Genomic DNA, 14,356 nt, shown 5'->3' on the forward strand with positions numbered 1-14,356 from the left:
CTGGCTGAACGCCCCTGACGAAACGTAAACACCCTCGAAACATCCGAATCTCCTGCAAGAAGTTACAATTGGTGAAACACCTTCCCCGAGAAAAACCTTTCAGCTATCGGCTTTCCCGCCGATACAGCCCTTACGAACAAATTCAGCTGGCACCAATAACAACACCTTCCAGCCACCCGATGAGCAAGCAACACCAAGTTACTGGAGGAATTCAATGAATAGCTGGTTTGGCAATATCAGCGTCAATCTGAAACTGGGCCTGGGCTTCGGCCTGGTCCTGGCGCTGACCACGATCCTGGCGCTGACCGGCTGGACCAGCCTGGGCGGTCTGATCGACCGCAGCAACTGGATGAGCGACATCACCCAGCTCAACGCCTCGCTGACCAAACTGCGTGTGGCCCGGCTGCAATACATGCTGACCAACGGCGACGAAACCGCCGCGCAGAACGTGCAGGTCAACCTCGACGCGTTCATCGTCCAGCAGCAGAAACTGCTCAACAGCTTCAAGAGCCCGGAAAACGTCAAGCTGCTCAAGGAGCAGGCGGCGACCATCACCGCCTACCAACAGTCGCTGAACAAGATGCGCGAGGCCTACCGCACCGGTAACGGCGCCCGCCAGAGCATGAGCGAGACGGCCGAAGTCGTGCAGAAACTGATCGCCACGATCCACGACAACGTGCTGCAGATGGCTCCAGGCGAGGACAACCGCTTCGAGCGCTTCCAGGCCATCATCCGCGCCAAGGAACAATTCCTGCTGACCCGCTACGAAGTGCGTGGCTACACCGGCAACAGTAACCCGGAAACCGAACAGAAGGCTGCCAATCAGCTGAACGAAACGATTGCCGGCCTCAAACAACTGGCCGAGCATTTCAGCAGCAGCCAGCAGAGCGAACTGCAACAGCTGGAAACCGGCCTGGCCAACTACCGTACGGCCGTGCTGGCGTACAAGCAGGCCAACAACGATGTCGTGCAGGCCCGCAAGGAAATGACCGACCAGGGCAACAGCATCGTCGCCCTCAGCGAGCAGCTGTACCAGATCCAACTGGACCGTCGTGACAGCGAAAGCGCCCAGGCCCGCAGCCTGCAATTGGGCAGCACCCTGCTCGCGCTGCTGTTCGGCATCCTCGCCGCCGTGGTCATCACCCGCCAGATCACCCGCCCGATCCAGCAAACCCTGGGCGTGGTGGAACGCATCGCCTCCGGCGACCTGACCCACAACCTGGTGGTCACCCGCCGGGACGAACTGGGCGTGCTGCAACAGGGCATCCAGCGCATGGGCGCGACCCTGCGTGACCTGATCAGCGGCATTCGCGATGGCGTGACCCAGATCGCCAGCGCCGCCGAACAATTGTCGGCAGTCACCAGCCAGACCAGCGCCGGGGCCAATAGCCAGAAGGTCGAGACCGACCAGGTGGCCACCGCCATGCACGAAATGACCGCCACCGTGCAGGAAGTGGCGCGTAACGCCGAACAGGCTTCGACGGCAGCCTCCGCCGCGGACGGCGAAGCCCGTGCCGGTGACCGGGTGGTCGGCGAAGCCATCGCCCAGATCGAACGCCTGGCGACTGAAGTGGTGCGCTCGACCGAAGCCATGACCGTGCTGCAGCAGGAAAGCGACAAGATCGGCAGCGTGATGGACGTGATCAAGGCCGTGGCCGAACAGACCAACCTGCTGGCGCTCAACGCTGCCATCGAAGCCGCCCGTGCCGGTGAAGCCGGTCGTGGTTTTGCCGTGGTCGCCGACGAGGTTCGCGGCCTGGCCCAGCGCACCCAGAAGTCCACCGAGGAAATCGAAGGCCTGGTGGCGGCCCTGCAGAGCGGCACGCAGCAGGTGGCAACCGTGATGAACAACAGCCGCTCGCTGACCGACAGCAGCGTCGAGCTGACCCGCAAGGCCGGGGTTTCGCTGGAAAACATCACCCGCACGGTGTCGAACATCCAGTCGATGAACCAGCAGATCGCCGCGGCGGCCGAGGAGCAGAGCGCGGTGGCCGAAGAGATCAGCCGCAGCATCATCAACGTTCGCGATGTCTGCGAGCAGACGGCGGCCGCAAGCGACGAGACGGCCGCCTCCAGCGTCGAGCTGGCACGCCTGGGCAGCCAGTTGCAGACGATGGTCAGCCACTTCCGGGTCTGAGCGGATCGGAACGGTACCTGGACCAGGCCTGTGGGTGACACCCGGGTTCTGGGCCAGGCCCGCGAAAAGGCCTGTCAGCCTTGCCCACCCCTGAAATCCCTCTCAAGACGGTGAGAGGGGTTGCTCACAGGCTCCGCCCCTGGCGGGCGATCCCGTGCTTGCGCAGCTTTCTGTACAGGGTGTTGCGACTGACTCCGAGCTGCCCGGCCGTGTTGGTCATATGCCAACGCTGCTGCTCCAGCGCATTGAGCAGCGCCAACCGCTCGGCGTCTTCCAGCGGATGCGCGCCAGCCGGTTCAGCCGGCACATCCTCGACCAGCGGCCGCGCCTGGCGAATCATCGTCGGCAGATCCGCCACGCCGATCCGACCGTCCTCGCACAGCGCCACCAGGGTACGCAGTACCGTGCGCAACTGCCGAACGTTCCCCGGCCAGGCAAACCCCAGCAGGGCCTGACGCGCCGCCGCATCGATCGATACCCCCTGCCCCGCCGCCTCCTGCGCCAGCAGGAAATCCAGCAACCGGGACTTGTCGCTGCGCTCGCGCAAGGCCGGCAGAGCGATTTCCAGGCCGTTGAGCCGGTAATACAGGTCCTCGCGGAAACCACCGTTCTGCACCCGCTCCAACAGATGGCGATGGGTCGCGCTGATGATCCGCACGTTGACCGCCTCCGGCTCACCGCCGATCGGCACCACCTGCCGGTCCTCCAGCACCCTCAGCAGGCGGGTCTGCAATGCCAGCGGCATGTCGCCGATCTCGTCGAGGAACAGCGTGCCGCCATCGGCCTGTTGCAACTTGCCGCGCATGCCTTCCTTGCGCGCGCCGGTAAAGCTGCCGCCGCGATAGCCGAACAGTTCGCTCTCGATCAGGCTTTCCGGAATCGCCGCGCAGTTGAGCGCGACAAACGGCTTGTCGGCGCGCTGGCTGGACTGGTGCACCGCCTTGGCGAACGCCTCCTTGCCCGAGCCGGTTTCGCCGTTGATCAACAGCGGCACATCACGCTCGAACACCCGCAAGGCCTTGCGAAAATCGCTCTGCAGGGTCTCGTCGTCCAGGCAGATGTCCGCCGCAGCGACCCGCCCGACCGCCACCGCCGCCGGCACCAACGGCCTGGGCACGCTGCGCGGCTGGCCACGCAGCACCGCGAACAGGCTGCGGCCATCGCGGGTCCGCAAGGGCCAACTGGCGCTGGCCTGGGTACTGGCGCGGCCGAGCAGCTCATCCAGCGAACAATCGAAAAACGCCTCAACCGGCTGCCCGAGCAAACCGCCGCGGCCAAACCCGAGCAGGTTCAGCGCACTCTGGTTGACCGCGCAGATCCGCCCTTCACCGTCGAACGCCAGCAGCCCCTCGCTGAACAGGCCGACGGATTCGGCCTGCAGATGAAAACGCAGCAACCAGTGCTGGTCGTAATGCCGCAGGAAATAGCAGCTCTCGATCATCTTTGCCGACAGGTTCACCAGCGCCATGGTATGGAACTGGCTCTGCCGGGACACATCCGGGCGGGCCGAGGAAACATCCAGCACCGCCAGCAGCTCGCCCTGGGGATCGAACACCGGGCTGGCCGAGCAGGTCAGCCCGGTATGACGGCCGCGAAAGTGTTCGTCCTGGTGAATGGTCAGCGCCTGGCGCTCCACCACGCAGGTGCCGATGCCGTTGGTGCCTTCGCAGGCTTCGCTCCAGTCGGCGCCGAGCCAGAGCCCGGCGCGCTCGAAGATCTTGCGCTCGGACGGCGCGGTGACACAGTTGAGGATCACCCCGCGGGCATCGGTCAGCAGCACTGCGTGACCGGCGCCGGACAACTGCTGGTGCAGGCTGGTCATCTCGTTGCCGGCAATCTGCAGTACCTGGCGCAGGCGCTCGCGGCTTTCCAGCAGGCGACCGTGTTCGAGCACGGTGGGGGCGATGCTCAACGAAGGGTCGAGGTGGTAATCCTCCAGGCAACGCAGCCAGGAACGGGCGATCGATGGATCACTGCCCGGGCCGCCGCTCAGGGCCTTGCCCTGGGTCACGGTGAGCACCTGCCGGGCGTGACGACTCAGATGGTTGTTCTGCATTTCTTATTGTTCTCCCCCCGTCCAGGGATGGCCTCTCCCCCACAACCACTCCGGGAGCCGGATTGTGCGGGAGCGGGCTTGCCCGCGAATAGGCCATCAAGCGTGGCCCAGGGCGCCAGGCCCCGCAGCACGTTCGACTTCAACGCCCAGCATCCTCCTGCACGGCGAGCATTGCAATCGCCCCGCGACCGATGAGTCATGGGCTGTGCCACAGGCGTTACAAAGTGTCACCCCCGACTGTACCAGCCGTGTCACAACCCGGCGGCCCACGTGTCATTCCAACCAGACCGGGCCCCGACATAGAGCGCTTTCAACGCACTGGCCCGACCTTTGCTCTACGCTTGTCAGACGCTAAACCGCGTACTCCCTAATAAGCACAAAAGCCAAGGAGACACTCACCATGCGTTATGCCCACCCTGGTACTGCCGGCGCCATCGTTTCGTTCAAGGCCAAGTATGGCAACTACATCAATGGCGAATTCGTCGCGCCCGTCGACGGCCAGTACTTCACCAACACCTCGCCGGTGAACGGCAAGCCCATCGCCGAGTTCCCCCGCTCCAACGCCAAGGATATCGACAAGGCCCTCGACGCCGCCCATGCCGCCGCCGATGCCTGGGGCAGCACCTCGGTGCAGGCCCGTTCGCTGATCCTGCTGAAAATCGCCGACCGCATCGAACAGAACCTGGAAACCCTGGCGATCACCGAAACCTGGGACAACGGCAAGGCCGTGCGCGAAACCCTCAACGCCGACATCCCGCTGGCCGCCGACCACTTCCGCTACTTCGCCGGCTGCCTGCGCGCCCAGGAAGGCAGCGCCGCCGAGATCGACGGCAACACCGTGGCCTATCACATCCATGAGCCACTGGGCGTGGTCGGCCAGATCATCCCGTGGAACTTCCCGCTGCTGATGGCCGCCTGGAAACTCGCCCCGGCCCTGGCCGCCGGCAACTGCGTGGTGCTCAAGCCCGCCGAGCAGACCCCGCTGGGCATCTGCGTGCTGCTGGAACTGATCGGCGACCTGCTGCCTCCCGGCGTACTGAACGTGGTGCACGGTTTCGGCAAGGAGGCCGGCGAAGCCCTGGCCACCAGCAAGCGCATCGCCAAGATCGCCTTCACCGGCTCGACCCCGGTCGGTTCGCACATCATGAAGTGCGCCGCCGAGAACATCATTCCGTCCACCGTGGAGCTGGGCGGCAAGTCGCCGAACATCTTCTTCGAAGACATCATGCAGGCCGAGCCGAGCTTCATCGAGAAAGCCGCCGAAGGCCTGGTACTGGCATTCTTCAACCAGGGTGAAGTGTGCACCTGCCCATCCCGGGCGCTGGTGCAGGAGTCGATCTACGACGAATTCATGCAGGCGGTGATGAAGAAGGTCGAGCAGATCAAGCGCGGCGACCCGCTGGACACCGACACCATGGTCGGCGCCCAGGCCTCCGAGCAGCAGTTCGACAAGATCCTCTCGTACCTGGAAATCGCCAAGAAGGAAGGCGCCCAACTGCTGACCGGCGGCCAGGTGCAGAAACTCGACGGCGACCTGGCCAGCGGCTACTACATCCAGCCGACGCTGCTCAAGGGCAACAACAAGATGCGCGTGTTCCAGGAGGAAATCTTCGGCCCGGTGGTGAGCATCACCACCTTCAAGGACGAGGCCGAAGCCCTGGCGATCGCCAACGACACCGAGTTCGGCCTCGGTGCCGGCCTGTGGACCCGCGACATCAACCGCGCCTACCGCGTCGGCCGCGGGATCAAGGCCGGTCGCGTGTGGACCAACTGCTATCACCTGTACCCGGCACACGCCGCCTTCGGTGGCTACAAGAAGTCCGGCGTCGGCCGTGAAACCCACAAGATGATGCTCGACCACTACCAGCAGACCAAGAACCTGCTGGTGAGCTATGACATCAATCCGCTCGGGTTCTTCTAAACCCTGAAACCGCCTTCGTGGGCAAGCCACGCTCCTACAGGTTCATGTGAAACACCATCCCGGGGACGACACCCCACTGTAGGAGCCGGGCTTGCCCGCGAACAGGCCCCCTGACACCCCATAACCTCTGGCTGCCCCGCTACGGGCCCTGCGTGCGCGCTGTACAGCAAATCGACACCCGAAAGTCCAACAACCAAACAATAAGAAAGACAAGCGAGGACTTATGACAACCCAAACCGAACTCAAACCGACCCTCGGCACCCTACACCTGTGGGGTATCGCGGTCGGCCTGGTGATTTCCGGTGAATACTTCGGCTGGAGTTATGGCTGGGGTACCGCCGGAACCCTGGGTTTCCTCGTCACCGCCCTGCTGGTGGCGACCATGTACACCTGCTTCATCTTCAGTTTCACCGAACTCACCACCGCCATTCCCCACGCCGGCGGCCCCTTTGCCTACAGCCGCCGGGCTTTCGGCGAAAAAGGCGGGCTGATCGCCGGCATCGCCACCCTGATCGAATTCGTCTTCGCTCCACCGGCGATCGCCATGGCCATCGGAGCCTACCTCAACGTGCAGTATCCCGGCCTCGATCCGAAGATCGCCGCCGTGGGCGCCTATCTCGTCTTCATGACCCTGAACATCCTCGGCGTCAGCATCGCCGCCACCTTCGAACTGGTGGTCACCGTGCTGGCCGTGGCCGAACTGCTGGTGTTCATGGGCGTGGTCGCGCCGGGCTTCAGCTTCAGCAACTTCGTCCTCAATGGCTGGTCGGGGTCGAGCACCTTCAGCCTTGACGCGGTTCCCGGCATCTTCGCGGCGATCCCCTTCGCCATCTGGTTCTTCCTCGCCATCGAGGGCGCGGCCATGGCCGCCGAGGAAGCCAAGGACCCGAAACGGACCATTCCCAAAGCCTATGTCAGCGGCATCCTGACCCTGGTGTTCCTGGCCATCGGCGTGATGGTGATGGCCGGCGGCGTCGGCGACTGGCGCCAGCTGTCGAACATCAACGACCCGCTGCCCCAGGCGATGAAGGCGGTGGTCGGCAACAACTCGACCTGGATGCACATGCTGGTGTGGATCGGCCTGTTCGGCCTGGTGGCGAGCTTCCACGGGATCATCCTCGGCTACTCGCGCCAGTTCTTCGCCCTGGCCCGGGCCGGCTACCTGCCGCAGTCGCTGGCCAAGCTGTCGCGCTTCCAGACGCCCCACCGGGCGATCCTCGCCGGCGGAGTGGTCGGCATCGCGGCGATCTACAGCGACGGGCTGGTCAACCTGCAGGGCCTGAGCCTGACGGCGGCGATGATCACCATGTCGGTATTCGGCGCCATCGTCATGTACATCATCAGTATGCTCAGCCTGTTCAAGCTGCGCCGCAGCGAGCCGAACCTAGAACGGACCTTCCGCGCGCCGGGCTACCCGCTGGTCCCCGGCATCGCCCTTGCATTGGCCCTGGTCTGCCTGGTGGCGATGGCCTGGTTCAACACCCTGATCGGCCTGATTTTCCTGGGTTTCATGGTGGCGGGGTTCATCTACTTCCAGTTGACCGCCAGCCAGCGCTCGCAAGCGCCAACGGACGCTATGCTCACCGGTAACTGAGTTGCACCAGGGCGGGGCATGCCAAGCCCCGCCACGGAACAAAAAACACCACGCCCCGCAGGAGCCGCTGTCGTACGCCAGTTTTGGGCAAGACAGGGTAGAGTCATCGATAACCAGGGTTCAGGAGGACACCGCCCCATGGCCACATTCGCCCATTCCGTCGGCGCCCAGACCTATCGCTTCGACAGCCTCAGGGAGGTCATGGCCAAGGCCAGTCCCGCCCGTTCCGGGGACTTTCTCGCCGGTGTCGCCGCGCAGAACGACGGCGAACGCGTCGCGGCCCAGATGGCTCTGGCCAACATTCCCCTCAAGCATTTCCTCGAGGAAATGCTGATCCCCTATGAGTCCGACGAAGTCACCCGGCTGATCGTCGACACCCATGACAAGCAGGCCTTCGCCGCCGTCAGCCACCTGACCGTCGGCGGCCTGCGCGACTGGCTGCTCAGCGATGCCGCCGACGAACAGAGCCTGCGCGCCCTGGCTCCGGGGCTGACCCCGGAAATGGCCGCCGCGGTCTCGAAGATCATGCGCGTGCAGGACCTGGTGCTGGTGGCCCAGAAGATCCGCGTGGTGACGAAATTCCGCGGCACCCTGGGCCTGCGCGGCCGACTGTCGACCCGCCTGCAGCCCAACCACCCCACCGACGACCCGGCCGGCATCGCCGCCAGCGTGCTCGACGGCCTGCTCTACGGCAACGGCGACGCCATGATCGGCATCAACCCGGCCACCGACAGCCTGAGTTCGATCTGCGACCTGCTGAACATGCTCGACGCGGTGATCAAACGCTACGAAATCCCCACCCAGGCCTGCGTGCTGACCCACGTCACCACCTCCATCGAGGCGATCAACCGTGGAGTGCCGCTGGACCTGGTGTTCCAGTCCATCGCCGGCACCGAGGCGGCCAACGCCAGCTTCGGCATCAGCCTGAAAATCCTCCAGGAAGGCTACGACGCCGGGCTGAGCCTCAATCGCGGCACCCTCGGGCAGAACCTGATGTATTTCGAGACCGGCCAGGGCAGCGCGCTGTCGGCCAACGCCCACTTCGGCGTCGACCAGCAGACCTGCGAGACCCGCGCCTACGCCGTGGCCCGGCACTTCAAGCCGTTTCTGGTCAACACCGTGGTCGGCTTCATCGGCCCGGAATACCTGTACAACGGCAAGCAGATCATCCGCGCCGGCCTGGAGGACCACTTCTGCGGCAAGCTGCTGGGCGTCCCGATGGGCTGCGATATCTGCTACACCAACCATGCCGAAGCCGACCAGGACGACATGGACACCCTGCTGACCCTGCTCGGCGTGGCCGGGATCAACTTCATCATGGGCATTCCCGGCTCCGACGACATCATGCTCAACTACCAGACCACCTCGTTCCACGACGCCCTCTACGCCCGGCAGACCCTGGGCCTGAAGCCTGCGCCGGAGTTCGAGCAGTGGCTGGCGAAGATGGGCATCTTCACCCAGGCCGACGGCAAGGTACGCTTCGGCAGCAACCTGCCCCCGGCCTTCCGCCAGGCCCTGGAGCAGCTAGGATGAACGACATGGGCAACGAGATCGACAGCGACAACCCCTGGCTGCAACTGCGCCGCCTGACCCCGGCGCGGATCGCCCTGGGCCGCACCGGCACCAGCCTGCCGACCCGCGCGCAACTGGACTTCCAGTTCGCCCACGCGCAGGCCCGCGATGCCGTGCACCTGCCCTTCGACCACGCCGGGCTCGCCAGCCAACTGGCCGAGCGCGGGCGGGAAACCCTGCTGCTGCACAGCGCCGCCGATGACCGCCACAGCTACCTGCAACGCCCGGACCTGGGCCGCAGGCTCAACGACGCCTCGGCCCGGCAACTGCGCGACTATGCCCAGGCCCATACGGGCGGGGTCGACCTGGCGATCGTCGTCGCCGACGGGCTGTCGGCGCTGGCCGTGCATCGGCATACCGTGCCGTTCCTCACCCGCCTGGAAGAACAGCTGGCAGCCGAAGGCTGGTCACAGTCGCCGGTGATCCTGGTGGAACAGGGCCGCGTCGCCGTCGCCGACGAGATCGGCGAGCTGCTGGGCGCGAAAATGGTGGTGATCCTGATCGGCGAACGCCCGGGCTTGAGCTCTCCGGACAGCCTGGGGCTGTATTTCACCTATAATCCAAAGGTCGGCCTGACTGACGCCTACCGCAACTGCATCTCCAATGTCCGGCTGGAGGGCATGAGTTACGGCCTGGCCGCCCATAAACTGCTGTACCTGCTGAAAGAAGCCTGCCGCCGACAGCTGTCGGGGGTCAATCTCAAGGACGAGGCCCAAGTGCAAACACTGGAAAGCGAATCGGATGTCCACTCAAGCGGCAACTTCCTACTGGGCTCCCCCCGGGATTGAAGGTCATCCGGATTGCTCTTTTCCCAGGCTTTGGGCAGCATCGGCGTAGCGGCTGCCCGAGAGAGTGAACCGTTTGCCGTCATATCCACGAAGTTGAGGCCTGATCTATGCGGATTACTCAAGCGACCCTGGAACATCTGGACCTGTTGACGCCCCTGTTCGTCAAATACCGTGAATTCTACGGTTCACTGCCCCTTCCCGATTCATCGCGCAGCTTTCTGGAAAAGCGCCTGCGCCGCAAGGAGTCGGTGATCTACCTGGCGTTGGCGGATGATGACGACAAGAAGCTGCTGGGTTTCTGCCAGCTCTACCCGAGCTTTTCCTCGCTGTCGCTCAAGCGCGTGTGGATTCTCAACGACATTTACGTGGCCGAGGACGCCCGGCGCCAACTGGTGGCCGACAACCTGATGCGCACGGCGAAGAAGATGGCCCGCGAGACCCATGCCGTGCGGTTGCGGGTGTCCACCAGCAGCGACAACAAGGTGGCACAGAAGACCTACGAGTCCATCGGTTTTCGCGAAGACACCGAGTTCAAGAACTACGTGCTGCCGATCAGCGACGACTGACCGGCCGTCCTCTCAAAATCCTGCGGCGCCCTCTTCGCGGATAAACCGGAACGCCGGCGTCCCGGTTTATCCGCGAAGAGGGCACCAAGCCCAGCACCGGCTCATTCGCAGGGCCGGCGCAAGACATCCCTCGCTACAAACTCTGCAAGCAGAATCCTCTCCAACTCTTATAATCCCGATTTCAAATCAATGTACGAAAAAACTACATTCGATGTAGTTAACTACGTGTCCATTTTTTGCGCAGGTCTGCCGATTCAGACCGTCAACACAGGTGCCACCCATGGATTTCAACCCGCTGGACCTAATCCTGCATCTCGATGTGTACCTCGACATGCTGGTGAACAATTACGGGCCATGGATCTACGCCATCCTGTTTCTGGTGATCTTCTGCGAAACCGGCCTGGTGGTGATGCCCTTCCTGCCGGGCGACTCGCTGCTGTTCATCGCCGGTGCCGTCGCGGCCGGCGGCGGCATGGACCCGGTGTTGCTGGGCGGGCTGCTGATGCTGGCGGCAATCCTCGGTGACAGCACCAACTACATCATTGGCCGCACGGCGGGCGAAAAGCTTTTCAGCAACCCGAACTCGAAGATCTTCCGCCGCGACTACCTGCACAAGACCCACGACTTCTACGATCGCCACGGCGGCAAGACCGTGACCCTGGCGCGCTTCCTGCCGATCCTGCGGACCTTCGCCCCCTTCGTCGCCGGCGTCGGCAAGATGCCCTATGCGCGGTTCTTCGCCTTCAGCGTGCTGGGCACCGTGCTCTGGGTCGGCGGCCTGGTGACCCTCGGCTACTTCTTCGGCAACGTACCGTTCATCAAGAAGAACCTGTCGCTGCTGGTGGTCTTCATCATCCTGCTGTCGCTGGTGCCGATGATCATCGGCGTGCTGCGCAGCCGTTTTGGCGGTGCTTCCAAGGCCGAGACCCACTGAAACCGTGTGGTCGCTGAGTGCCTGGCGCCGCCGCCGAACCCTCGCCCGCCATCCCGTTGCCCGTGAAACCTGGCAGCGGGTCCGCGAGCACCTGAGTTTTCTCGACGGCCTGAGCGAGGCCGAGGACCGCTGGCTGCTGGAGCACAGCGTGCTGTTCCTCGCCGACAAGCACCTGAGCGCCCTGCCGGGGGTCGAGCTGGATCAGTACAGTCGGCTGCTGCTGGCGGCCCAGGCACAGTTGCCGCTGCTGCATCTGGGCGATCTGGCGTGGTATTCGGGTTTCCATGAAATCGTGTTGTACCCGGACGATTTCCTGAGCCCGCAACGTCATCGCGATGCCAGTGGGGTCGAACACGAGTGGGATGCCGAACACAGCGGCGAGGCCTGGCACCGTGGCCCGGTCATCCTCGCCTGGCCCGGCGTGCTCGCCAGTGGTGCCTGGGAAGGCTACAACCTGGTGATCCACGAACTCGCGCACAAGCTCGACATGCTCAACGGCGACGCCAACGGCCTGCCGCCCTTGCACAGCGACATGCGGGTCGGCGACTGGGCCCAGGCCATGCAACACGCCTACGACGACCTCAACCGCCAGCTGGACCGCGACCCCGACGCCGAGACCGCCATCGACCCCTATGCCGCCGAGAACCCGGCGGAATTCTTCGCGGTGACCAGCGAATACTTCTTCAGCGCCCCGGATCTGCTGGACGCGGCCTACCCACGGGTCTACGAGCAACTGCGCGCGTTCTACCGCCAGGACCCGCTGGCGCGGCTGCGGCACCTGCAGGCGCACGACCCGCGCTACCAGCCTGCCCCCTGATCCGGGGGCGATGGGGTTCGCCAACAGCCCCAGAAGTCCCGGACAACTCATGCACCGGCCGCGCCCACACGTCCTGCAACACGTGGCATCCACCCCGGAATGTGCCTATAATCGCCGCCACTTTTTGGTCAATCCAACCAGGTTTCTGGTCAACTAACGGGGGCATCGCCCAATGAGCTACAGCAAGATCCCGGCTGGCAAAGACCTGCCGAACGACATCTACGTCGCGATCGAAATCCCGGCCAACCACGCGCCGATCAAATACGAAATCGACAAAGACAGCGACTGCCTGTTCGTTGACCGTTTCATGGCCACCCCGATGTTCTACCCGGCCAACTACGGTTTCATCCCCAACACCCTGGCCGACGACGGTGATCCGCTCGACGTGCTGGTCGTGACCCCTTACCCGGTCGCTCCAGGCTCGGTGATCCGTGCCCGTCCGGTCGGCATCCTGCACATGACCGACGACGGCGGTGGCGATGCCAAGGTGATCGCGGTTCCTCACGACAAGCTGTCCCAGCTGTACGTCGACGTGAAGGAATACACCGACCTGCCAGCCCTGCTGCTGGAGCAGATCAAGCACTTCTTCGAGAACTACAAGGATCTCGAGAAAGGCAAGTGGGTCAAGATCGAAGGCTGGGGCAACGCTGACGCCGCCCGCGCCGAAATCAGCAAGTCGGTTGCCGCCTACAAGGGCTGATTCGCACCGACAGCGCACGCTGATGAAGAACCCCGGTCCGCCGGGGTTTTTTTATGCCCGTTTACCCCGGGACAAACAAGGCGTTTAATGAATAAACAGCGCGAAACGGGCGTCCACACGCAAGAGTAGGAATAGTCAACGAAATCAATCACGTTGTGTGCTTTTGCCGGCTATTTTTGAACATCTCGTTTATTTAAACGGGTGTAGCACGCCAGTAAACTCTGTGTTCATGAATACATCAGGCGATCGCTTAAGAGCGCTCCTGCGGGAGTGCCATCTTTCCGCTTCGGACTTCGCTGCCAACCGGCAGGTGACGCCGCAGCACGTCAATAACTGGTTCAAGCGTGGCATCCCCATGGCCCGCATGGATGAGATAGCGGAGTTGTTGTGCGTCAACAGCCGTTGGCTACGAACGGGCGAGGGTCCGAAGCATCCGGGTGCTTCTGCCGCCGAGGCAGAGGCCGACGCCCTGCGGCCACGGGCCGGCGAACAGGAGCCCTACTCGGCCCGTGACGACCTGGCCGCCAGCGAGCGCAACGACGTACAGGTTCCGCTCTACAAGGAAACGCCTACGGCCCCCGGCTCCAAGCAGACTCAGGTCAGCGCCATCCCCGGGCGCAAGGTACGCCTGCCGTACCGGATCCTGCAGGCCATGGGCGTCGACCCGGACAAGGCCATCTGCGCACCGATGATCGGTAATGCCATGGCCGAGAAGATCGAGGACGGCTCCACCATCGCCATCGACCGCAGCCTGACCCAGGTGGTGGACGGCGAAATCTATGCCCTGGAACACGACGGCATGCTCCGGGTGAAGTACGTCTACCGCCTGCCGGCAGGCGCGTTGCGGCTGCGCAGCCACAACAGCGACGAATATCCCGACGAGATCTTCAGCGCCGAAGAGATCGAGCGCCAGGGCATTCGGATCCTCGGTTGGGTGTTCTGGTGGTCGACCTTGAACAAGCGCCGCCCGCCAGTGCCCTGTAAATAGCGTCGAAATGTGGATTTATCTGAAAACGATCGCTCTGCATGGCGGTTTTCGCTGGGCATATGTCGCAAATGTGGGTATCCTGCGCCGCACATTCTGGCAGCGTCCCCCGAAAGCGGGTCAGCCTGCCACCCACCCTGTGCGAGACTACCGCGCAGGGTCTCCCGACCAGACATTGCCTTTGCGCATGTACCTTTTGAAGGCGGGCGAGGCTTACCAAAAATAAGCCAAACCCGTCCCCGAGAAGCCGGCCACAAGCCGGCTTTTTAATGCCTGCCATTCACCC

Annotated in this window: 11 protein-coding genes and 1 pseudogene; 11 read left to right on the forward strand and 1 reads right to left on the reverse strand. The window is 63.7% G+C overall.

Going from position 1 to position 14,356, the window contains the following annotated elements; genetic code table 11:
* Positions 1–349 precede the first annotated feature (349 nt).
* Positions 350–1,234: pseudogene (locus ACMGT0_RS28015) on the forward strand (methyl-accepting chemotaxis protein); the annotation flags it as partial.
* 198 nt (positions 1,235–1,432) lie between these two features.
* Complete coding sequence (locus ACMGT0_RS28020) at positions 1,433–2,137, forward strand: methyl-accepting chemotaxis protein (RefSeq protein ID WP_416773572.1); 705 nt, start codon at positions 1,433–1,435, stop codon at positions 2,135–2,137.
* 124 nt (positions 2,138–2,261) lie between these two features.
* Here the strand turns inward: ACMGT0_RS28020 and ACMGT0_RS28025 are convergent, their stop codons facing one another.
* A complete protein-coding gene (locus ACMGT0_RS28025; RefSeq protein ID WP_416770653.1) occupies positions 2,262–4,193 on the reverse strand; it encodes a sigma-54-dependent Fis family transcriptional regulator in 1,932 nt (643 codons plus the stop codon).
* Positions 4,194–4,593: 400 nt separating this feature from the next.
* Here ACMGT0_RS28025 and ACMGT0_RS28030 point away from each other — a divergent pair, with 400 nt between their 5' ends.
* The 9 genes from ACMGT0_RS28030 (at position 4,594) to ACMGT0_RS28070 (ending at position 14,073) form a co-directional block, all read left to right on the forward strand.
* Complete coding sequence (locus tag ACMGT0_RS28030; RefSeq protein ID WP_054059792.1) at positions 4,594–6,114, forward strand: aldehyde dehydrogenase family protein; 1,521 nt, start codon at positions 4,594–4,596, stop codon at positions 6,112–6,114.
* Between the two features lie 223 nt (positions 6,115–6,337).
* Positions 6,338–7,708, forward strand: coding sequence for an ethanolamine permease (eat, locus tag ACMGT0_RS28035; RefSeq protein ID WP_054059793.1), 1,371 nt, complete (start codon positions 6,338–6,340; stop codon positions 7,706–7,708).
* 138 nt (positions 7,709–7,846) lie between these two features.
* Positions 7,847–9,241 carry an ethanolamine ammonia-lyase subunit EutB gene (locus tag ACMGT0_RS28040; RefSeq protein WP_054059794.1) on the forward strand — a complete coding sequence of 465 codons (1,395 nt, stop codon included), beginning with the start codon at positions 7,847–7,849 and terminating at the stop codon, positions 9,239–9,241.
* Positions 9,238–10,068, forward strand: coding sequence for an ethanolamine ammonia-lyase subunit EutC (gene eutC, locus ACMGT0_RS28045; RefSeq protein ID WP_416770655.1), 831 nt, complete (start codon positions 9,238–9,240; stop codon positions 10,066–10,068). The genes ACMGT0_RS28040 and eutC overlap by 4 nt, the downstream gene beginning before the upstream one ends.
* A 107-nt stretch (positions 10,069–10,175) precedes the next feature.
* A complete protein-coding gene (locus ACMGT0_RS28050; RefSeq protein WP_054058412.1) occupies positions 10,176–10,634 on the forward strand; it encodes a GNAT family N-acetyltransferase in 459 nt (152 codons plus the stop codon).
* Between the two features lie 280 nt (positions 10,635–10,914).
* Positions 10,915–11,568, forward strand: coding sequence for a DedA family protein (locus ACMGT0_RS28055; protein WP_054058413.1), 654 nt, complete (start codon positions 10,915–10,917; stop codon positions 11,566–11,568).
* Between the two features lie 4 nt (positions 11,569–11,572).
* Positions 11,573–12,385, forward strand: coding sequence for a zinc-dependent peptidase (locus ACMGT0_RS28060; protein ID WP_054058414.1), 813 nt, complete (start codon positions 11,573–11,575; stop codon positions 12,383–12,385).
* Positions 12,386–12,557: 172 nt separating this feature from the next.
* The gene (gene ppa, locus ACMGT0_RS28065; RefSeq protein WP_054062521.1) at positions 12,558–13,085 is read left to right on the forward strand and encodes an inorganic diphosphatase; all 528 of its coding nucleotides are present in this window, start codon (positions 12,558–12,560) and stop codon (positions 13,083–13,085) included.
* Between the two features lie 229 nt (positions 13,086–13,314).
* Positions 13,315–14,073, forward strand: a complete 759-nt coding sequence (locus tag ACMGT0_RS28070) for a LexA family transcriptional regulator (protein WP_054058416.1) — start codon at positions 13,315–13,317, stop codon at positions 14,071–14,073.
* The last annotated feature ends 283 nt before the right edge of the window (positions 14,074–14,356 follow it).

Origin of the sequence: Pseudomonas sp. RHF3.3-3, assembly GCF_048069595.1 — a bacterium.
Taxonomy (GTDB): Bacteria; Pseudomonadota; Gammaproteobacteria; order Pseudomonadales; family Pseudomonadaceae; genus Aquipseudomonas; species Aquipseudomonas fuscovaginae_B.